The 21,769-nt window shown below is 48.1% G+C and carries 21 protein-coding genes; 6 read left to right on the forward strand and 15 right to left on the reverse strand.

The window, feature by feature from the left end:
- Positions 1-123 precede the first annotated feature (123 nt).
- The 11 genes from BS29_RS00705 to BS29_RS00755 all read right to left on the reverse strand — a co-directional run bounded on the left by BS29_RS00705 (position 124) and on the right by BS29_RS00755 (position 11,992).
- Positions 124-630 (reverse strand): acyltransferase, encoded by a 507-nt coding sequence (locus tag BS29_RS00705; protein ID WP_229955036.1) that lies wholly within the window; start codon positions 628-630, stop codon positions 124-126.
- Positions 627-2,501: an asparagine synthase (glutamine-hydrolyzing) gene (gene asnB / locus BS29_RS00710; RefSeq protein WP_229955038.1), complete on the reverse strand. Its 1,875-nt coding sequence runs from the start codon at positions 2,499-2,501 to the stop codon at positions 627-629. The genes BS29_RS00705 and asnB overlap by 4 nt, the downstream gene beginning before the upstream one ends.
- Before the next feature lie 80 nt (positions 2,502-2,581).
- Positions 2,582-3,565, reverse strand: a complete 984-nt coding sequence (locus tag BS29_RS00715) for a class I SAM-dependent methyltransferase (protein ID WP_229955040.1) — start codon at positions 3,563-3,565, stop codon at positions 2,582-2,584.
- A 48-nt stretch (positions 3,566-3,613) separates the two neighbouring features.
- Positions 3,614-4,762, reverse strand: coding sequence for a DegT/DnrJ/EryC1/StrS family aminotransferase (locus BS29_RS00720; protein ID WP_229955042.1), 1,149 nt, complete (start codon positions 4,760-4,762; stop codon positions 3,614-3,616).
- 9 nt (positions 4,763-4,771) lie between these two features.
- Positions 4,772-5,767 carry an NAD-dependent epimerase/dehydratase family protein gene (locus BS29_RS00725; RefSeq protein WP_229955044.1) on the reverse strand — a complete coding sequence of 332 codons (996 nt, stop codon included), beginning with the start codon at positions 5,765-5,767 and terminating at the stop codon, positions 4,772-4,774.
- 3 nt (positions 5,768-5,770) lie between these two features.
- A complete protein-coding gene (locus BS29_RS00730; RefSeq protein ID WP_326838485.1) occupies positions 5,771-6,874 on the reverse strand; it encodes a DegT/DnrJ/EryC1/StrS family aminotransferase in 1,104 nt (367 codons plus the stop codon).
- Positions 6,871-7,479, reverse strand: coding sequence for an acyltransferase (locus BS29_RS00735; RefSeq protein WP_229955046.1), 609 nt, complete (start codon positions 7,477-7,479; stop codon positions 6,871-6,873). Before BS29_RS00735 ends, BS29_RS00730 begins: the two co-directional genes overlap by 4 nt.
- A complete protein-coding gene (locus BS29_RS00740) occupies positions 7,476-8,429 on the reverse strand; it encodes a Gfo/Idh/MocA family oxidoreductase (protein WP_229955047.1) in 954 nt (317 codons plus the stop codon). The genes BS29_RS00735 and BS29_RS00740 overlap by 4 nt, the downstream gene beginning before the upstream one ends.
- A gap of 102 nt (positions 8,430-8,531) precedes the next feature.
- Complete coding sequence (gene tviB / locus BS29_RS00745; protein ID WP_229955048.1) at positions 8,532-9,806, reverse strand: Vi polysaccharide biosynthesis UDP-N-acetylglucosamine C-6 dehydrogenase TviB; 1,275 nt, start codon at positions 9,804-9,806, stop codon at positions 8,532-8,534.
- A gap of 19 nt (positions 9,807-9,825) precedes the next feature.
- The gene (locus BS29_RS00750; protein WP_229955049.1) at positions 9,826-10,839 is read right to left on the reverse strand and encodes an SDR family NAD(P)-dependent oxidoreductase; all 1,014 of its coding nucleotides are present in this window, start codon (positions 10,837-10,839) and stop codon (positions 9,826-9,828) included.
- A gap of 31 nt (positions 10,840-10,870) precedes the next feature.
- The gene (locus BS29_RS00755) at positions 10,871-11,992 is read right to left on the reverse strand and encodes an NAD(P)/FAD-dependent oxidoreductase (RefSeq protein ID WP_229955050.1); all 1,122 of its coding nucleotides are present in this window, start codon (positions 11,990-11,992) and stop codon (positions 10,871-10,873) included.
- A 94-nt stretch (positions 11,993-12,086) separates the two neighbouring features.
- Here BS29_RS00755 and BS29_RS00760 point away from each other — a divergent pair, with 94 nt between their 5' ends.
- Positions 12,087-12,644: a sugar transferase gene (locus BS29_RS00760; protein WP_229955052.1), complete on the forward strand. Its 558-nt coding sequence runs from the start codon at positions 12,087-12,089 to the stop codon at positions 12,642-12,644.
- On the opposite strand, the gene BS29_RS00765 is transcribed toward BS29_RS00760, so the two are convergent.
- On the reverse strand, positions 12,641-13,498 hold the full coding sequence (locus BS29_RS00765) for an NAD-dependent epimerase/dehydratase family protein (RefSeq protein WP_229955054.1): 858 nt from the start codon (positions 13,496-13,498) through the stop codon (positions 12,641-12,643). The two genes, BS29_RS00760 and BS29_RS00765, sit on opposite strands and share 4 nt — an antisense overlap.
- Before the next feature lie 66 nt (positions 13,499-13,564).
- Between BS29_RS00765 and BS29_RS00770 the strand changes: the two genes are divergently transcribed.
- Together BS29_RS00770 and BS29_RS00775 are read left to right on the forward strand one after the other, a co-directional pair.
- Entirely contained in the window at positions 13,565-14,701 is a 1,137-nt protein-coding gene (locus tag BS29_RS00770; RefSeq protein ID WP_229955056.1) for a glycosyltransferase family 4 protein, read from the forward strand.
- 386 nt (positions 14,702-15,087) lie between these two features.
- A complete protein-coding gene (locus BS29_RS00775) occupies positions 15,088-15,867 on the forward strand; it encodes a hypothetical protein (protein ID WP_229955058.1) in 780 nt (259 codons plus the stop codon).
- Positions 15,868-15,955: 88 nt separating this feature from the next.
- On the opposite strand, the gene BS29_RS00780 is transcribed toward BS29_RS00775, so the two are convergent.
- From BS29_RS00780 to BS29_RS00790, 3 genes are all read right to left on the reverse strand, one after another.
- Positions 15,956-17,722, reverse strand: a complete 1,767-nt coding sequence (locus BS29_RS00780; protein ID WP_229955060.1) for a hypothetical protein — start codon at positions 17,720-17,722, stop codon at positions 15,956-15,958.
- A 287-nt stretch (positions 17,723-18,009) separates the two neighbouring features.
- A complete protein-coding gene (locus BS29_RS00785) occupies positions 18,010-19,143 on the reverse strand; it encodes a M14 family metallopeptidase (RefSeq protein WP_229955067.1) in 1,134 nt (377 codons plus the stop codon).
- The gene (locus tag BS29_RS00790) at positions 19,140-19,742 is read right to left on the reverse strand and encodes a DUF4136 domain-containing protein (RefSeq protein WP_229955068.1); all 603 of its coding nucleotides are present in this window, start codon (positions 19,740-19,742) and stop codon (positions 19,140-19,142) included. Before BS29_RS00790 ends, BS29_RS00785 begins: the two co-directional genes overlap by 4 nt.
- A gap of 149 nt (positions 19,743-19,891) precedes the next feature.
- Between BS29_RS00790 and galE the strand changes: the two genes are divergently transcribed.
- The 3 genes from galE (at position 19,892) to BS29_RS00805 (ending at position 21,763) form a co-directional block, all read left to right on the forward strand.
- Complete coding sequence (galE, locus tag BS29_RS00795) at positions 19,892-20,896, forward strand: UDP-glucose 4-epimerase GalE (RefSeq protein ID WP_229955070.1); 1,005 nt, start codon at positions 19,892-19,894, stop codon at positions 20,894-20,896.
- Between the two features lie 105 nt (positions 20,897-21,001).
- Positions 21,002-21,127: a type B 50S ribosomal protein L36 gene (ykgO, locus tag BS29_RS00800; protein WP_007165381.1), complete on the forward strand. Its 126-nt coding sequence runs from the start codon at positions 21,002-21,004 to the stop codon at positions 21,125-21,127.
- A 9-nt stretch (positions 21,128-21,136) separates the two neighbouring features.
- On the forward strand, positions 21,137-21,763 hold the full coding sequence (locus BS29_RS00805) for an HAD family hydrolase (RefSeq protein WP_229955072.1): 627 nt from the start codon (positions 21,137-21,139) through the stop codon (positions 21,761-21,763).
- The last annotated feature ends 6 nt before the right edge of the window (positions 21,764-21,769 follow it).

Below are 21,769 nucleotides of genomic sequence, written 5' to 3' on the forward strand. Positions count from 1 at the left end.
GCAAAATATAGGAAACCAATATAGGTGATGAGAGACTTCCTGTATCAAATTAGAAATTCCATCCATCAATATTGAACCGAAAAACTGATGCAGGTAAATTCTAAAGCTCTAGAGCAATGGAATTCATAGTTGCAACTTGGCCGGATTTCCCCAAGCTTTCGAATCATTAGGTATGTCGTTCAAAACCAAACTGTTCGCGCCAACTATGCAGCGATCCCCGATTTGAACGCCTTTGGCTATAATAGTATTTGGTCCAATATAGCAATCATCACCTATACGCGTTGTGCCATATTCATAGGCATCTTTCCCCCCCGAAATTGCCCAAGCCACAGTATCGTGAGAGTAAATTTGTACACCAGCGGAAATGGAGCAGTGGCTTCCGATCATCAGTCTACCCGAGCCGTCCAAAATCGTGTTGGGTCCGATCCAGCTATTTTTCCCGACCTGAACATCGCCGAACACGCACACATTGTCATAGACTGAAGCTCCCTCTTCAAAGCCTAATGCCTGCGCTTTTTCCCAACGATCTACAATATAATCACCGAACGGAAGACTGCGGTCAAATTTCTCCTCGATCACTTTGTGTCGAGACTGCCAGAAATTTTTCAGATTATTCAGCAGGTTAATCAAAGCGTTTGTTCCAGCCAACTATCAAAGTTCAATGCGGACCATATAAACAGTCTTCGGTTTTCATGGCCATCTAAATGCGTATTTATGATTCGATGGACAGTCTCACGATCAAGATAATTATAAATTGGGCTGTCATTATCGACTAGCTTTTTGCGAACAAAATCGATGCTTTCACCGCGAAACCAACTGGCATCCGGCGCCGAGAATCCTTGTTTGGTCCCACCGGCGATCTCATCGGGAATATACTGCGCCATTACATCCCGCAGGATTTGTTTGCCGTCTTTGGTTTTCTGAAAATGTGGTGATTGTTTCTTCCCGATGTCGTTTTCGTTGATATCGATCGCATCAACGAGGTTGTTCAGTTTCATGCCAACGGGACATTTCATCGCAAAGTCTACCAAGTCATTGTCCATGAAGGGCACGCGGGTCTCTAGACTTTGCGACATGCTGATTTTGTCTTCAATGACGAACAAGCCATGCAGAAACGTCTTAGCTTCAAAGTAGAGGCTGTGATTGATATAGTCTTCAGGGCAATCCAACTGATTGTCGTGACTCTTGAAAACATCACGAAATATATCACGTGGGTCTATGTTGTTTGCGACTTCGGTGATCGGAGAGAACAGCGCGTTCCGGTCTTGTTCATGAATCAATCGGTGCCAAAATTGATAATACTGACCAACATAATCATCGAAGTTCTGGCAATTGACGGCTCGATAGTAACGCCATGGATAGCCGCCAAACAATTCATCTCCACCAGCACCAGACAGCACAACCTTGACGAATTTGCTGGCCAGTTTTGCGGCATAAAAATTCGGATAGCTTTGGCCGACGCGGGGTTCCTCGATATGATAGGCGAGGGTGCTGAGGCATCGCTCCATGTCGCCTGCTTTAAGGACCATCTCATAGTGCTCAGTGCGGAATACGGCCGACATGGCCTCCGCTTTCTGTCGCTCATCATATGCCAGTTCAATGCCCGATGCGGAACTGATGTCGAAGCCACATGTGAACGTTTTTATATAGGGCACTTCGTTCACTGCCAGCGCAGTTAACGTACCTGAATCCATACCCCCAGATAGGTATGAACCGACCTCGACGTCGCTCACCATCTGCCGATAAACCGCTTGTGTTAAAAGCCGATCCAACTCTTCCCTATATTCCCGCGGATCATATTTACCGCGCGGCTCTTCGAAATGATAATCCCAATATCGGGTAGTAGAAATTCTGCCACCCGATGACATATCCAATTCGAGGACGGTCGCGGGTGGAAGGATTGAAATACCTTCGAGCAGCGTGCGATCGGTGAATATATTCTGGAAAGTGAAATACTCGACCAAAGCGGCCCGATCCATGGAGCGATGAACGTGGGAGTTTGCCAGAATGGCTTTCTGCTCTGAACCAAACAGGAATTGATTGCCAGTTCTGCTCCAATAGACTGGCTTAATGCCATAACGATCTCGGGCTAAGAACAACGAATTTCGAACTTTGTCCCAAATGGCGAATGCGAACATGCCGTTGAACCGTTCAACGCATTTCGGTCCCCAGGCCCGCCATGCTTCTAACACAACTTCGGAGTCGGCTTGAGACTTAAACGCATGACCTAAAGCTTGTAACTCCAACCGCAACTCACGGAAATTATATACTTCGCCATTATAGCTCAGCACGAAATTGCCGTCGGAAGTCTGCATAGGCTGGCTACCAAGCGATGAAATGTCGATTATGGAAAGTCTGCGGTGACCCAGGCCGATATTGTTGTCGACAAAATAGCCACTGCCATCAGGGCCTCGATGTTCGACCGCGTCCGCCATAGCCTGCAAAGACGACCGTGACACCGGCTTACCATCGAGATTTGCTATGCCGATAATTCCGCACATGATATTATGTTCCTAGCCCGTCGTCCATTTGACGAAATTCAATACAGAAAAATTACTTAATTTCTCAGTCAATTGTAGCGCTATTGCCGCACAAAGCGGCCCGAGTGGCAAGCTTCTTCGGACTGGATAAACGCCATTATCATGTGATTATCCTTGGCCAGAACGTTAACCTCCTGAATATTGAAGCGTCTTGCATTGCTGGGGCTGTACCAATCAAAGTTGGTCGCCACCGAGGTTTCTTGCCCCAATTCTTTGTTCCAAAAACATTTGAGGAAGTTCCAATAAAGGAAGCGCTGGATATCATATTCACCGCCTTTGATGCCCAAAACTGGTATATCCGGACAGTCGAACTTCACATCAAGCTCGGATAGCGTCTTTCCAAGAGTGGTCAATTGTTCCGACAGTCCCCACAATTGCTCCGACGAGAGATCCTTGCAGGCAGTCCGAAAATAATCATCAACCAGTTCCCGAGGCAACGCTTTTTTTGCATAAAAGTAGCAGGCAAATTGCCCAACTTCCGGTTCACAAATACGGCAGAGCTCAGAAAATGTTTTATCGGGATTCTCAGTGTGCATGATCACTTGATCACAACTGACATATGCGATGCTGCCAGCCTGGAAAGGCGTTGAAGCGATATCTCCCCGCATGAAGAGTAAGTTGGGCACGTCCTTGTATATCTCCGCCGCTTGTTTGGCGGCGTCAGAAAAGTCCATTCCGATCACTAAACTATTCGGCGCGAGCTTGGCGAACCATGCTGCCTTGTAACCTAGCCCACAGCCAGCATCGAGGATCACCGGTTTGTCTTGCAGGAATTGTGCGAATTCTTCCTCTGATTCAAAGCCATATAACTTCAAATACCAGTCTCTTTGAAATGCATAGAGGTTTTCTTTTGCCTGCTCTTCATTGTCATCATATTTGGACCATTTTTCAGTAAACACGTTGTTGGTCTGCTGTTGGTTCTGATGTTCGGACCCTTCGCCCACCGAGGCAAAATTGGCGTTGAACACCACGGGATAGGAGAGAATTTCATTCACAGTGTCGATCTTGGTTTGGAAAATAGACATAAAACCTCTTGAAACGGAATATGCTGAAGGGAAGGCTGACAATAGCTTTCAGATGGATTTGATTGCTTTTATGACATAGGCATAGTCTTCTTCGATCATCTTGTTGTGCAGCGGGATTGCCATGGTGTTGTTGTTACAAGACAATGCACCGGGATAATCCTCTGGTTTGATGTCGAATCGGTCGCGATAGGCACCGAGCATGTGAACAGCATGCGTTCCCGGTCGAGTCGCTACACCTGTTTTTTGAAGCTTGTCCATCATCTCGTTTCGCGTTGTCGGAGAGAGATCAGGATTTACAAACGTCACGAAGGACTGCCACGCGTGGCTATAGTTATCAGGTACTTTTGGCGTAACAAGCCAGTCAACGTCCGCCAGCTGAGCCATGTAGTGTTGGGCCCAGTTGTTGCGTTCGGAAATAAACTCATCCAGTTTTTTGATCTGGATCGCGCCTACCGCGCCTTGAAGGTCGGTCATACGATAGTTAAACCCTACGACTTCAAATTCTGGCAGAATATAAGGACGCGGGCCGTTATGGCGCTGTTCTTCAGAAATACTAGCACCGTGATTTCTCAGACTGTCAATACGAGCTGCATATTCTGAATTGTTAGTGGTCACCATCCCGCCCTCGCCGGTAGTGATCGATTTCCTTGGATGGAAAGAAAAGGCACCAATATCCCCGAGCGATCCCGCAGGACGACCATGGTAAGAAGCGCCAGCGGCACAGGCTGCATCCTCAATCACAACCACATGATCGGGAAGTACTGCTTTGATAGCTTCAATATCGGCGCAAAGGCCAAACAGATGTACAGGAATAATCGCTTTTGTTCGGTCCGTAATTCTATGAGCAATATCCGATGGCATGATATTATTTGTTGCCGGATCAACATCAACAAAAATCGGAACGGCCCCACAATGAATAACAACATTTGCTGTTGATACCCAAGTGAACGCTGGCACCAACACCTCGTCGCCCGGCCCAACCCCGGCGGCGACCAGAGCCAGATGGGTTGCCGTAGTGCAAGATGTAACCGCGAAGGCATGATTGACTTGATGTCGAACCGCAAAGGCGCTTTCAAATTCTGCTACACGCGGACCTTGCGTAATCCATCCGCTGCGCAATGCTTCCCGAACGGCAACTATTTCGTCTTCGCCGATTGAAGGCAGAGCAATTGGAATCTGGCGTGCTTCTTGAGTCATCGATTTTCCTTAAGTTCGCGTTTTAAGGCGCCGTGTCGCCACTTCATCTTTGTGGGATGCACGCCACTCAATCAGGCGTTTCAAACCATCATCAATGCCAATTTGAGCGGTATAACCGATCTCTTCAGTCGCTTTTACCGGACTACCGATGCGATTGCGAACCAACGTTGCCTGGCTTCTCGGAGCATATTGGATTTCTTGATTGCTGCCGGTCAAGACGACTAATCGCTCTGCCAACTCCTTCAGCGAAGTTCGTACACCGGTTCCAACATTATAGAATTCGTCATTCGCATCGGATTTCATGCCGCAAATATTGGCCAGCGCACAATCTTCGACCGCAACAAAGTCAAATGCTTCCGACCCGTCACCCATGATTGTTGGGCCTTCCCCGCGATCGATGGCGTCGAGCATCTTCATGATCACGGCGATATAGGCACCCTGATAATCTTGGCGTGGGCCGTAAACGTTCATGTAGCGGAGGCCAATATATTCCAAGCCATAGCGGTGATGATACGCCCGTGCCATCGCTTCTCCAGCAATTTTTGTCGCGCCATAAAAATTCTTGTTCATGAATGGGTGATCTTCCGTCATTGGCTCCTCAACGGCATCACCGTAAACAGAAGCGGATGAGGACCAGACCAGTCGTTGGACATCTTGCTGAACACAAGCTTCCAGAACATTGAATACGCCCTCAACATTAACGTTGAACGCGGACCTGGGGTAATCGTGGCACTGCAGCAGCCAGAGTGCAGCAAAATGAAATACACCGTCTGCATCTTTTAGCGCGCTGTTCAGTATATCGCTTTGGCAAATATCGCCACCGACATCATATATCCGCACTCGGGGGTCCCTTAGAGCTTCGCTAAGGTTTCCCATCGAGCCACGCGCAAAATTATCGTAGATTACGACTTCTTTAACATCTTCCCGGGTCAGCAAGTCGACGGTATGGGAGCCAATTAATCCGGCACCGCCGATGACAACCAGTTTCTTTCCTCGAATATCCATAATTTAACTTAGAACCTCTTGTAGAGTGGAGATGATGTAGTCTTGATCCTCCAGCCGCAGGTCTGCACTCATTGGGAGACTGATTACCTGTTTGGACAGTTCAGAACTATTGGGTGTGTTTCCATGCGCATAGTGCTGATACGCAGATTGTTCATTGAGTGGCACCGGATAATGAATGGCAGTCGGTACGCCGGCGGCTGAGAGAGCTTCGACCACATTTTCCCGATCATCCGTTTTGACCGTATATTGCCCATATACGGACTTGTTTTCCGGAAGAATCTCGATTCTTTTTAACCGATTCGAGAGAGAAGCGAGACCGCTATCATAGCGCCTGGCGATGGCCTGGCGCATCTCGATTTCTTCCACAAATCTAGGAAACTTTGCCAGAACGATCGCACATTGTAGCGTGTCCATTCGTCCGCCGATCCCGATCTGATCATGAACATAGCGCTTGGATTGGCCATGCACTCGAATTTCCCGCATGGTTTGCGCCATGCTATCGTCATTTGTGAAAATTGCACCGCCATCACCGTAGCAACCCAATGGTTTGGAGGGAAAAAAGCTAGTGCATCCAACTTCACTTAAGCTGCAGGACCGTCGTCCTTTATATGTCGCACCAAAACTTTGTGCAGCATCTTCTATCACGGGTAGGTTATGCGCTTTCGCAATCGCATTCAGGTGGTCCATGTCACAGCATTGCCCGTAAAGGCTCACCGGAATAATAGCTTTGGTCCTGTCGGTAATAGCGTCCTCAACCTTCAAAACATCGAGGTTCGCGGTATTGGGATCGACATCGACAAAGACCGGGGTTGCTCCTAGAAGGGCAATGACCTCCGCAGTTGCAATGAACGTAAACGGTGTGGTGATAACTTCATCACCTACTCCAATTTTCAGCGCCATTAGTGCAATTAAAAGAGCGTCGGTTCCGCTCGAAACGGTAATGCAGTGCTTTACGTTCACAAACGCACTGAGAGTTTCCTCAAGCTGTTTGACTTCGGGGCCCATAATATATTGCCCGTGAGCCAGAACAGCTTGGATCGCTTCATCTATTTGGGGTTTTCGAGCCTGCTGCTGGCTGCGAAGATTGATAAATGGTATGTTCTTCACGTTTCAGTTCCAGCTTTGCCCGGCTTGTTTGACAACGGTGCCACATTGCCCTCTCGCAACACATAGCGATCTCCGGTATCACTGCATATAGCTGTCCCTTCACCCTCGAGAGGCAAGTCCAGTCGACTTCCAAACTGGCTCATCCAGCCAATTTGGACGGCGGGCACTCCTACCATAAGGGCGTAGTCCGGTACATCACGGTTCACCAGAGCACCAGCTCCCACCATTGCATAACGGCCAATAGTAGCACCACAAATGATAGTGCAATTCGCGCCCAACGTTGCACCTTCCCGGATAAGCGTTTTACGGTATTCAGATTTACGTTCCACCTGGGCCCGCGGGTTGTAGACGTTGGTAAAAACCATGCTCGGACCGCAAAAAACGCTGTCTTCCAGCGTCACATCATCGTAGATTGAAACATTGTTCTGGATCTTGCAATCATTCCCGATGGTGACTTTGTTACCGACAAAGACATTTTGACCTAATGACACATTTTTACCGATAACTGCACCACCGCAAACGTGAACAAAATGCCACACGCGACTACCATCACCGATGGTGGCGCCTTCATCGACAATGGCGCTAGGGTGAATCCCAGGCGTCATGTCAACAGCTTCGTCAGAAAGGGATGAAAATCGCCCGTTGCTGGAGCAATATCGGAATTGCGGATGGTTGATACCGTTTCTATTGCGCACCGATTATCTTCAAGTCCAAAGCTACGGCCTGCCAAAATTTCACGGTAGCTTTCCGTATGCAGCTCGGTAAAGCCGTCGGAGAATTCTATCTCTTCTCCATTACATGTAATTGATCGATAAGTTCTTTGCCCCGCCGAACTGTATTTTTCCGGAATATCATCTTTATCTATCGACAGAAACCATCGCACCCTCGCATGTTGATACTCCAAATATCCACAAGACTTTGTCTGGGAACGGTAATGAACCACATTTTGTTGTAGATCTCCAAAAACGAAGTGCAACATGTCGTAAAAATGGACACCGATATTCGTAGCAATCCCACCAGACTTCCCATCATCGCCTTTCCATGACTGGAGATACCAGTTTCCGCGAGAGGTGATATATGTCAAATCAACATCAAACTTCTCTTTTTTGTCGGAGGCATCTACCCGCTCTTTCAAAGCAATGATGGCGGGGTGCAAGCGCAGTTGTAAAATTGTGCTGACATTCCGGCCTGTTGCTTTTTCAATTTCAATCAATCCGTCAATATTCCAAGGATTGAGCACCAATGGCTTTTCACATATCGCAGCCGCGCCTGAACGCAGCGCAAATCTAATATGGGAATCGTGCAGATAATTGGGCGACGCAACGGAAATATAGTTTACCATGTCAGCTGAATTGTCACGCCTTAGCTTGTCGATATGGCGATCAAACCGCTCGAACTCGGTAAAAAAACTGGCGTCCGGGAAATAACTGTCAATAATTCCCACGGAATCATTGGGATCCAGCGCAGCTACCAAGATACCCTCATTGTCTTTAACAGCCTTCAGATGTCGTGGAGCAATATATCCTGACACTCCGATAATCGCGAAATTTTTCATAGATTGTCCATGCACCGTTTTAAGCTTGTCCGAAATCTTGAATATGGCCGCCCATGCAAGTTATCGTTCTTATTGTCAAAGGGCGGAAGTGTTTCCAACTAGCTACATTCGAAGATCAACAGAGTCGCGGTCGAATACGTATTTCAAATCAAAGAGAACATGGTCGTTCCGACCCCATTCTCTGATCTTTTGCACACCCAAATTTTTGTAGTGATTATGAGCAACGGCAAGAATGATTGCTTCATATTTCCCTGATTCGGGTTCATCGATAAGGTTTATCCCATATTCTCGGTTTGCTTCAGAATGCGAAGCGTTAGGATCATGAATATGGGGCAGGACTCCGTAGTCTCTCAATTCATTCACCACATCGATCACTTTGGTATTTCTGATATCTGGGCAATTTTCCTTAAATGTGAAGCCCAGGACAAGCACGTTTGCGCCTTGCACTTTAATATCCTGATTGATCATTTCCTTTATCAAATCAGCAACAATATGTTTGCCCATTTCATCATTCGTACGACGACCAGCCAATATCATTTCTGGATGATAGCCCGCAGCTTGCGCTTTGTGGGTTAGGTAGTAGGGGTCGACACCGATACAATGCCCACCGACCAATCCTGGACGAAATGGCAAGAAGTTCCATTTTGTACCCGCTGCTTCCAGCACAGCCAGGGTATCTATATCAAGGCGCGAAAAGATACGGGATAACTCGTTGATCAGTGCGATGTTTACATCGCGTTGCGTATTTTCGATTACCTTCGCTGCTTCGGCGACCCTGATCGAGGGGGCTTTGTGGGTGCCAGCCGTTATGATAGCCTTATAGAGATCATCAACATAGTCTGCCGCTTCCGGGGTCGAGCCGGAAGTAACTTTTTTGATTGAAGGCAAACGATGCTCTTTGTCTCCAGGATTGATCCGTTCGGGGCTGTAACCGACAAAAAAGTCTTGATTAAACTTGAGCCCGGAAACCTGCTCCAAAAGCGGTACGCAATCCTCTTCGGTAGCGCCTGGGTAAACCGTACTCTCGTAGATAACCACATCATTTTTACTCAGGCAGGCACCAACGGCTTGGGATGCCCCCATAAGTGGCGACAGATCCGGATTTTTGTGCCGATCAATCGGTGTAGGAACTGTGACAATGTAAACGTTACAATCGGCAATATCGGAGGCATCTGCAGCAAAGCCGAGCTTGCTGGAGGTTTTTAGATCCGTTTCCTCCACTTCAAGAGTCGCATCATATCCAGTTTGAAGCTCGGATATCCTGTCGGTATCAATATCGAAACCGACCGTGGGAAACTTTTTTCCAAACTCGACGGCAAGAGGAAGTCCAACATAGCCGAGACCAATGACAGCGATTTTTGCGTTTGAAACAGACATTCTTTATCCAATTTTGGGGTTAGTTACTGTAATAGTCCAGATACCAATCAACGAATTGGCTGACGCCATGGCGAATTGGAGTATCGGGACGGAAGCCGGTTAAGCTCTCCAGCAAGGAAGCATCAGCCCAGGTTGCTGGTACGTCACCAACTTGTATTTCCATGTAGTTTCTTACAGCTTTCTTATCTAGGCTGCGCTCTATTTCGTCAATAAAATCAAGGAGCTTAACCGTATTCGAGTTCCCGATATTGACAATACGGTAGGGTGCGATTGGAGAAAGGCTATCTCCGGTTGCTATATCTTCGCGACTTGCTGGTCGTTCAGGTTTAGTGTCAATTAGTAATCTAATAGCATGGACCAGATCTACCACATATGTGAAATCTCGATACATTTCGCCGTTATTGTATATATCAATGGGGGATCCTTCGAGGATCCCCTTGGTAAATTTGAACAGAGCCATATCCGGACGACCCCATGGGCCGTAGACCGTGAAGAACCGAAACATGGTGATCGGTAAACTCCAGAGATGTGCATATGAATGGGCCATGGATTCATTCGCGTGCTTGGTCGCCGCATAAATAGTCATGGGGGTTGCGATCTTTTCAGTTTCCTGAAAAGGCATTTCTTCATTGGCACCGTAAACGGACGATGTTGAAGCCATCAATAGATGCTCTACGGCGAATATTCGTGCGCATTCCATCACGTTGAAAGTTCCAACGATATTAGAATCAATATAGGCGCGAGGATTTTCGAGACTGTACCGCACACCGGCCTGGGCCGCGAGGTGAACAATGATATCTGGCTTCGCTTCTTCACACAGGCTGGTCAAAGCATCCATATCCTCCAATTTTGCAATCGTGCAGGAGAAATGTTCGTTTTGAAGAAGCATTTGATGGCGGCGCTCTTTGATCCGCACGTCGTAGTAGTCGGTAATCGCATCGAAGCCGATGACACGAAATCCTTCGCGTAGCAAAAGGCTGGACAGATGAAACCCAATAAATCCAGCAGATCCAGTCACAAGTACAGTGCGCATTAAATTTGCCCTAAATTTCGCAAGGAAGTTATCAATCCCAAGATTTTGCCGCTTCTATACACACATGCTCCGCGATTGAAAGGGCACTCGTCAGGCCAGGTGATTCAATTCCAAAAAGATTGATCAAACCGGTTATTTGATGCTCGCCCACCGTCGATATCACGAAATCTGAATCGCCATCGTTAGGTCCTGCAATTTTTGGCCTGACACCGCAATAATCTGCAAAAAGGGAGTTATTGGGAAGGTTGGGCCAATATCGCCGAATACGATTGTAGAATTCTGATTGTCGCATCGGATTCGGTTCCACATCAAAACCAGCTGTCCATTCTACATCAGGTCCGAAACGGACGCTGCCGCCTAGATCGATAGTCGCATGGACACCAAGGCCACCCGGTTCTGGAACGGGATAGACCAAATGATTGAAAGGACACTTTCCCTGCAGACCAAAATAAGTGCCTTTGGCATAAAATTGTTCCGGGACATTTTTAGCGGGAAGTGCGTCAATCTTCTTGGCCAAAGGGATCGCTCCGTGGCCCGCCGCGTTGATAAAAACTCTGCTTTGTAGCTCAAAATCCTGCTCGGCTTCGATCTGAATTCTAAACCCGGAGGAGGCGCCGCAAAATACCCTTCCCACGGTGTTGCCGAGACATAGAATCGCCCCTGCGCTCTCAGCATCGTGAAGCAATGCCAGCATTAGGCCGTGGCTATCTACTATTCCTGTAGATGGTGAAAAAATCGCAGCTCGGCCAATGACGTTAGGCTCCATCCGTTTGATGTCCGATGTCTCGATTATGCGAAGGTTTCTCGCACCGTTGGCCGATCCTTTTTGTTCAATCTGCAAGAGTTTTTCTGATTGCAGATCATTGGCTGCAACAATCAGTTTTCCAATTTTCTTGACGCCAACATCTCGGGTCGCGCAGTAGTCATAGAGCATTTCATTACCCGCAACGCAATGCATCGCTTTCATACTGCCTTGGGGATAATAGATGCCGGCATGAACAACTTCGGAATTGCGCGAACTAGTTTGAGTACCGATTGCATTTTCACATTCAAGGATGATAACTTCTTTACCGCTTTCGGCAATGCTGCGAGCAATAGCCAACCCAACCACGCCGGCACCTGCAATCACAACATCCGTCTTGTAACTTTCCATTTGGACCGCCGTGATCATTTAGAAAAAGGCTTGTTTACAAGCCAAATTTGAAATGGCAAGGACCCTCCCTAACCCGCACCGAGGATTGGCTGTTTTGAAACGATTATTTGATCTGACATTGGCTTTGCTACTTCTGCTTCCCGCTTTAGCGTTGGTGGTTTTGGCGATGCTTCTAATCCGGTTGAACACCAAAGGGTCTTCGCTTTTTGTCCAGACCCGGATTGGTCGCAACGAACGGCCGTTTCAACTCTATAAACTCCGGACAATGACGTTGGGTACACCTGATCGGGCTTCTCACGAAATTTCCCAGAGCAGCGTAACCCCGATTGGCGCTTTCCTGAGAAAAACAAAGATTGATGAATTGCCGCAAATTTTATCGGTGTTGAAAGGAGATATGAGCTTCGTTGGCCCTCGACCGTGTCTTCCAATTCAGCATGAATTGATAGCGGAACGTTCAAAAAGAGGAGTTTTCCAGGTGCGACCTGGAATTACAGGGCTTGCCCAGATTTCAGGTGTCGATATGTCGGAGCCGGTTCGATTGTCCATCATGGACGCTGAATATATTGACGCATCGAATTTTCTCTTCGATGCAAAAATATTAATCTCTACTATTGCCGGGAGTGGCCGCGGTGACGCAGTGGGATTAGGCTAACAATCAGAAGCGCAAATGGAATTGGCGATCGCTGAGTTAAAATCTTTCGGCGGTTGAAATCCAGTTGCTTGCCGAAATTTTGTATCATCATAGCAGGAATTTTCGATTAGACTGGTTGCACGCGAACCGAGCAAAGCAGATATGACAGGCCGTGTGAGTGGTCCCAGAGCAAAGCTTCTTTTTCCCTTGCCGCTGGCAGAGCACATGGCATTGTAGAACTGACTAACGGTTTTGGGCGGGTGATCTACCACATAGTAGGTTCCGTCTAATTCTGATCGGATGGCGCTCGCAACGGCATAAGCGAAGTTTTCGACAAACATGAAGTGGCGTAGGTTGCTGAGGCTAGCCAAGGGCAGGGGCAACCCCAGTCTTGAAGACCTTTTGAGAAGGTTAAATACGCCTTTCGCATCTGCACCATATAATATCGGTGGACGCAGGATGCACAATTTTATCGATGATTTCTTTACCGCGTTCAGCGCGTTTTCGCCTTCGCTTTTACTCCGGCCATAAGCTGTTTCCGGGACTGCGGGATCGGTTTCATTTATTGGAATGCCCTCGGGCGTTGTGCTCTGCCCGGCAGCAACCGAACTTACCTGCAAAAATCCCCCGTCAAGATGCGGATTTATTTGCTGATAGAGCTGCATGGGCAATCTGGTGTTCACAGTTTGCAAATCCTGCGTCCCACCAGTACAATTCACAACCCAATCAAATCGCAGCTCCGGATCAATTCCGTTGCGCAGCAATTTTTCAGTTGCTAATCGATTGAATGGAGTTATAGAAAATCCCGTTTTTCCGAGGATTCTACATAAATTTGAGCCGACAAAGCCGGTTGCCCCCACGACGGCTATCTCCATGACCTGACTCCATTTCTAGTACCTAAACTAATAATCCGACGACACTAAAGTTGCCACAAAAGCTGAGTGACCTATGACGATATGGTAAAAATGCAAAAGATTATTCTAATTAACGGGTCTCATCCGGACTATTTGTTAAAATTGCGCGGCGATCTTATTCGAAAGCTGATCGCTATGGGCTATTCTGTTCACGTATCTACCCCGAATATTGATGATTCTGTGAGGGAAAGTATTGCTACTCTCGGAGCGGTGGCACATGAAGTAAGTGTTTCAAGACGAAAGCTCAATCCTTTCAGCGATTTGAATTATCTTCTGGAAATGTGGCAACTCATACGTCGATTGAAACCCTATTTTGTTATCAACTATACGATAAAACCCAACATTTGGGCAAGCTTTGCCGCCAGGCTGGCCAAAGCGAGATATGGTTTCATGGTCACCGGCCTTGGATATGCGTTTATCCCGAGCGACGACAGACTTCGTTCGGCCCTGCAGAAAGCGGTTCATAAATTATATCGGTTTGCTTCCGCAGGTGCCTATGCAGTCCTTTTTCAGAACCCAGATGATGTTGAGGATTTTCGACAAGCGGGCTGCTTGCAAGACCGGTCCAAAGCCAAAATAACAAACGGCTCCGGAGTTGATATCGATCATTTCTATGACTGTGCCCTCCCTCAAGACGATAGCTATCTTCTGATCAGTCGTTTGCTGATTACCAAAGGTGTGCGCGAATATGTCGAAGCAGGTTTGAAACTGAAGGCGGAAGCGCCGGATGTCAAAATCCGTCTGGCTGGTTTTTTGGACTCTGGTCCTGACGCTATCAGTGAGGCAGAGTTGGATAGTTGGATTGCTCGTGGTGTAGAGTATCTCGGGAAACTGGACGACATCAGGCCGGCTATGGAAGCCACAGCCGTTTATGTGTTACCTTCCTATCGTGAAGGAACCCCGCGTACTGTGCTCGAGGCCATGTCGATGGGGCGACCAATTATTTCGACTGATGCACCAGGATGTCGGGAAACCGTTGTGCACCAACAGAATGGGATACTAATTCCTGTGGCCGATGAAGAAGCGTTGTATCTTTCAATGAAGCAATTGAGGGGCAATCCAGAATTGAAGGAGGTTTATGGCAGGAGATCACGTTCTATCGCGCTCGAAAAATATGCAGTAGAGCGGGTCAACCAAGCTACTACCGAATATTTCGGTTTGTAATCAGGTTTCGTTTGTGATCGTTCGGTTATCCAGGGTAGCATCTTAACATGCGAACATCGTCGATAATAATAATGTCTGGCCTAATTGTTAGGATATCTCTAATATTTTTTATTTTATATTCCGGTAACTACGAGGAATATATACCAAAAGATGCAATGATGTTCTTCATTGAGAGCACTAGTATAGCGAAGGGTGCTAGATATTTTGAGTTTTCCATCGGATGGCGATCGTACGTCAACTTCTTCGGCTTCTTCATGCAATATGCTGGATCAAGTATAATATGGATGTGCACTTCTTCAGTATTAGCTTGGTTTATTTCGATTATCCTTTTGAACAAAACTCTATTGATTCTGGAAATTGAAAGAAAATATAGATTGCTATCTCTAATGCTTATTGCATTTATTCCTTCCAATATTGCTATGACCTATGTTCCTTTGAGAGAGTCTCTCCAGTTGCTTGGGTTGATGATAATTTTATTTTCACTCGTCAAATTCTACGTGCAAAAAGAGACGAAATACTGGATTTGGATTGGGTTCGGCGTATTGCTGACTGGAATATTGCACTTAGGACTTTTGGCGTCGATCATGGCAGGCATAGCATTATCAGTATATTACCGATCTGCTCTTCAAGGCCGAATCTTCCCGGTAGGACAAATCGTGATCACTTTAATCCTATTTGCAGCGGCGCTATTTATATTGAGCAATATCCTCGAAAGCAGAGGCCAGCTTACCGAAACTGGGCTGTTGGGTACGGTAGAATCCTATCAGCAAGGTGGTGCAGCTGGTTACGCGAGGGCAACCTATAAAACCGACATCCGGATTGGATCGGGATTCCAAGTCATCCAGTTCGCCAGTGTCGGCTTCATCCAATATATGCTCGAACCGTTTCCGTGGAAGATATCGACCGCTTCGGACATCATTCTGTTTCTAGAGAATATGCTCCGCGCGGTCCTGATTTTCATCGCAATCAAGGCGGCTGTGAAGGGAGGCAATGTTCATCGCGCTTCCGCAATCTATGCGTTGCTATTCTATTTGATCATTGAATTTGTATGGTCATTGGGAACGGTGAACTGGGGCACTGCCGCAAGGCATCACGTGGTTGCGTTCCCATTTCTACTGGTTGCTGCGTGCTGTTTATTCCCAAACTCCAGATCCGCAAAAAGATGACAGTTTGCTACCGTAAGCTGTTACCTATCAAGTAATCAACGATATGATATTCGAAGAAATATTGAGGGCTATTGCCATTATGGTCTGATCAGTAAGAAAAGGAACTGTTATCAAGTTCGATCTGATTCAATTGCGGACGGTGATTGTTGAAGTCGATATTTAGTCCGGATTTTCCGGACCGTAATTTTGCATGCTTGATGGAGACGCTGCTCGAAAGAATGTCGAGCGCTTTCCGGTGGCTTTGGTCCTTGGTTTCGAATGACTGTATAAAAACTCTGCCATCAAGAATTGCTGCATGGCCCAAAGCGTAGTCCGCTCGATTAATGTTTGAAGTTGTCACGGATCCAAAGCTGCTGCTTGTGTTGGCCTCTGTTCTGAGTCCACCGGCTTGTGATCCATTCAAATTCAATATGTCTACCTGGAGGTCTTTATTCTTGTGGTGAAATCGTGTCCCGTCGACTTCGAAACTCCAAAGGACGCCAGGTTTGGCAGATTCCCGAACGATTGTGTCGCAATGACCAATGTAGATGTTTTGATAGTCAGAAATTCTAACGACTGGATAATTCCCACCACCTGTCTTTTCCAGCACAACGTGTCCGATGAATACGTCCCGGGCTGACCCAATTGCCAAGCCATATGTGGATCGCACATCCTTGCATATCAATCGATCAATATGAATACTCTCCGGCGCACTTACACCAGCGATGATGAATCCAGCGCCCGTATTTTCAGACTTGATCTCACCAAAATATATGTCGGCGACTTTGTCGGGTGCGCGATTATTTGGTTCGATGTCGATTGCAGCTTTGGGAGAGGTTCTGAGAATACCTTTGATACTTATTGCCGGACAATAAAGAGATTCAGCAGAAATGATGCTCATGCCTTGGCGCCCGCAATCCTCGATTTGAATATTGCCAGCAAATTGAATGTCAGAGCTGTTCCGCCGGTTGGGTCGAGTACTATGAGAATAGGCGATATAGATACCGTCAGTCCAACAATTCCGAACGAGTACATCGCGAATTGTGACGTTTTGCGTACCCCACAGGCCAATACCAAAGGCGTTTCCGTCTCCTTTGACGCCCGACCAATCAATTTGTGTCATGTTCCCGTCGATACAGATGTCCGCGATCAGGAGATTCTCAACATTTTGATAGTTTTTTGGGCGCAGAACCTGTTGAATAGTGTTCGTCGACGGTGGTTTTGAAAATCCAAGTTTGATAATGGTTTCCTTGCCGACACCAATAATCTGATTGTTACTTATTAACCCGCGATCAATGCCAGGCTCGAACATATAGGTTTTTTTGCTCAATCGAACAGCCCCGCCTATATTGAATGCAGCCTGCAAGGCTGCCGTGTCCTGCTCTAGTGATAAACCTATGTCGCCGAACCATTCTGGGCGAACACCGCCGGAATACTGGCGCACCCAGACTTGGTCAGGGTCAATTTCTGATTTGATAAAAAGTGTTGCCGGAGGGGCTTTGGCCATTTTAATAAGATGATTTTGTATTGTATCACAACGCCAAATGGACCCATCAACAAATTGTTCTCCTGCATAGGGAGAAATATCTTTTAGAACTGTTTTATCGGACAACTGTCGGTGAGTGTTTGCGCGCAAGGAAATCAAGGGTGCCAAGGAAATTCCTGCGAAACCGGCTATTGTAACGCGCCTGCTGACTGCGGTACGATCAATGCCTTTTTTGCCGGCACTGCGTTCAGACCTATTTGAAAAATGCGACACCAGAATTTCTCTTTTTTGCACTATGTTTAAACTAAGGATAGCCAAACTAGCGATCCATATCCAACTTAAAATCGGCAAAGATAGTAACAGAACAAGCCCGATTTTATACTTTTTCATGCACTGAGTTCATAGCAAAGCGGTTTAGCTGGCAGATAGACCACATAAATCGTCAACGACTTGTATGCCGTAGTGCTAATTATCCGCAAACTTCTTGACACCCTTGGAGCTCGCGTTCTGTGTTTTGATTATGACGGAAATACAACCTAGCAGATTGAGGCGCTTTTCGAACTTGAGAACGTGGGATAAACTGTGGGTGCTTCCTTTTTTCAACCCTAAAAACTCCAATAATAATATGCGCTTACCAAAAACCCCTTGCATCCTCCGTGACCGCCTTCAAGAGCGCTCTAAACCTCATCCGCTAACTCCGCCAGTGTCGCCAGGCATTCGCGCGCCAATAGTTTGCACCGTTCCGGTGACCAGCCTTGCTCGCTATCGGGCAAGTCGCGATTATCTTTAAATGGCATTTCGAGTGTCATGGCGACACAGCCGAAACGTTCGGCGACCTGGTTGGTGGACATAGAGAGGTTGGCCTTGCCCTTAGCTGCGGTCGGGTATCCTAACTCCGTCTGAAAATCGGGGGTGCGGGCCGCCAGCCGGTTGCGATAAGCATGGTATTTGCGGCCCAATTCGTCGGTCCAGCTCGGGATCCCTTCAAAACCGGCAATGAACACCGCGGGAATCGCTTCGTCGCCATGGACATCCATTGCAAAATCGACGCCGCTTTCATCCATGGCACCGCGGACGCACAAGACTTCCGGGCTCTTCTCAGCGCTGGGTTCATGCCATTCCCGGTTCAAGTTCGTTCCAACATGATTGGTTCGTAGATGACCTCTAAACGAACCATCTGGGTTCATATTGGGAACGATGTGAAATTGGCATTTTTGCAGTAACGCCCGGGTATGCGGATCAGCCGGATCGGCAAGCATCTCAAGCGCGCCTTCCATCCACCATTCGGCCATGCTTTCACCGGGATGTTGACGCGCGTAGAGCCAGACCTGTTTTTCGCCTTCGCCCATCGACAGGCAATCAATGGGTTGTCCTTCCAAAGAATGCCCTAGCGTCCGACATGTCACGCCTTCCACTGATGAAAGTTCAGCAATCAAGTCATGGTGGCGGTCCATGCTGTAGGGCGCGAAATAGGCGAACCAGACGATATTGCTGGTTGCGGTATAGCTTATCGACAGCGTGCCCTTATCCTCATCATAGCTGCTGTCGGCGCGTCCCCAATATTCGCGATCCTCGCTGACGCAGGCGTTGTAACCGGGCCAACCCTGCGGGTAGGCAGAGTCTTTCAGGCCATTGATGTTGAGTTCCAGCGTATCGCCGATTTCGGAGCTTACGCGAAAATGAAACCATTGGAAAAATTCACTGTCTTTATCCTTGTGGATCGACAGCTCGGCTTTTGTACCGGAAATTTCATGGACATTGATATTGCCGCTATCGAACGCGGCGGTGATCTGAATATTTTTGGTGCTCATGGCACTCTGATAGTGGTTCCTGACTCTCCGGGGAAGTCCCTGAATAACGCTTCAGCCAATTTTGACGCAGCGAGGCCCGGCTGGGATGCTGGCGAACCTTCTTTTGCCTCAACGGAAGAGCGGCCTTCCCAAATGGTCTCGCCATCGGCACGGCGGGTGATGCGGACCGATAATTCGGTTGCGATCTTGTCCTTAGGCTTGCCGCTTAAGTTAATGCCGATGCCCAGACCAACGCCAGAGCCATAGCTGCCAGTACTGCCGCCAACGCCAACAGATACCGGAGAGCGACGACCACCGGCCGAGATGCGGCTTTGTTCGACTGAGACCCGCGCGACATATTCGCCATTGGCCGCATCCGTGCCCGGATCGGAATAACCGACGCGCTGCAGCTCTCGCCGGACCGCGGCCTCATATGTGCTCTGCTCCAGCACCCTGCCCTCGCTCACATCCGATGACGAGATGATCGCTACGGTTCCGGTGGCAATTTGTGCATCCTGCGCGGCGTGAAAACGCGTCACATCAACCGGCGGCGTCGACGCCACACAGGCGCTCGTTGCCAAAGACAATATTGCAATCCCCAAAAGCTTTTTGCGTGTCATATTATTCAACTCCCGACCAACTGTGCGCTAACTTAGCCCAAATTCCGATATCCTGACGTAAATAATTGCATCCGTATGGCTCTATGGTTAACCGAATGACGACTTTCCCCAGCTAATAGGCTCTTACGACGGGGTTTTAAGGAGATAATATGCCGGATCGCTTCACAATATTGGTTACCGGCGGCGCCGGCTATATTGGCAGCCACGCAGTGCTGGCACTGAAAGATGCGGGTTGGCCGGTTGCGGTGATCGATAATCTCACCACCGGTTTTCGTTGGGCGGTCCCCGATGATGTCGCTTTTTACGAAGGCGATATCGAAGATACCGCGCTGGTTCTCAAGATCATCAAAGATGAAAATATCGGCGCGATCATGCATTTTGCCGGATCAATCATTGTTCCGGAATCAGTCGAGAACCCGCTCAAATATTATCATAATAACAGCGCCAAAAGCCGCAGCCTGATTGATGCTGCGGTGACTGGCGGAGTGAAGCATTTCATCTTTTCATCCACCGCAGCGACCTATGGCATTCCTGAAGAAAGCCCGGTGAGCGAACAGACACCACAAGTGCCGATCAATCCCTATGGCATGTCCAAATTGATGACCGAGCATATGCTGCGCGACGTATCAGCCGCACATGACATAAATTTCTGCGCTTTGCGTTATTTCAACGTTGCGGGCGCAGATCCTGAAGCGCGAACCGGTCAATCCACAGCGGGTGCGACCCATCTTATCAAAGTCGCGGTGGAAGCGGCTTTGGGTAAGCGGGATAACGTTGCGGTCTTCGGAACTGATTATGATACCCCCGACGGCACCGGCGTGCGCGATTACATCCATGTTTCGGATCTGGCTGCGGCCCATGTCTTGGCGCTTGAGGCGCTGATCGCTGATCCCGATCAGAATCACTTGCTCAACTGCGGTTATGGCCGGGGATTCTCAGTGCTTGAGGTTCTCGATGCCGTGGATCGGGTCACGAATCTCACGATTTCTCGCAAGTTGGAAGGGCGGCGGGCCGGAGATCCCGATTCGCTGATTTCCGACAATCGCGCGATCATGAAAAGCTTCCCGTGGCAGCCGCAATATGCCGATTTAGATAAAATTGTGACCCATGCACTGGCTTGGGAACGCAAATTGGGTGAAATTCGCGGGGAATAGGCCATCTGTGTGCTTGACTTTGGCGGGCTGTAACCCTAACTGCACCGTCTGCATACGGCTCCGGCTGTTTCAAGAAATTTAAAAATATTAAGGCGTGGTACCAAAATGAAGATCCGCAACTCTTTGAAGTCGCTCAAAAACCGTCATCGGGACTGCCGCGTGATCCGTCGTCGTGGCCGCACCTATGTGATCAACAAAACGAATCGCCGGTTCAAAGCGCGCCAGGGCTAATTTCGTTTCATGGCAGAAGCGACTGCCATTTCTGAAATCGATACCGTAATTTTTGATGTAGGCAATGTCCTGTATCAATGGGATCTGCGCTGTCTGTTTGAGAAACTGATTGATGATCCGCGGGAACTGGACTGGTTTCTGCTGAACGTTGTGACGCCGGAATGGCATTTCGAACATGATGCCGGCCGGCCGCTGGCGGAGATGGTGCCGGAACGAATTGCGCAATTTCCTCAATATGAATCGCACATCAAAGCTTATGCTGCTCGGTTCAATGAAACTATTCCAGGACCCGTAGTCGGATCATTGCCTCTGGTAGAGCAGCTCGCCTCGAACGGTATTCCGATTTTCGGGATCACCAATTTCGGCTCGGAATTTTGGCAAGGCTTTCGCCCGACAGCTGCGATATTCGATTTTTTTTCCGACATCATTGTGTCCGGCGATGAAAAGTTAATGAAGCCCAATGCCGCAATTTACGAACTGGCGCTCGACCGCTTTGGTGTTTCAGCCCAACAATGCCTGTTCATTGATGACCGGCTCGACAATATCGAAGGCGCCGAAGCGCTCGGGATAAAGGGCCATCATTTCCAGGATGCGGCTTTACTACAGGCAGAACTCAAGGCGCTGTCCTTACTATAGCCGCGC

This window comes from Parasphingorhabdus litoris DSM 22379, assembly GCF_020906275.1.
GTDB classification, from domain to species: domain Bacteria; phylum Pseudomonadota; class Alphaproteobacteria; order Sphingomonadales; family Sphingomonadaceae; genus Parasphingorhabdus; species Parasphingorhabdus litoris.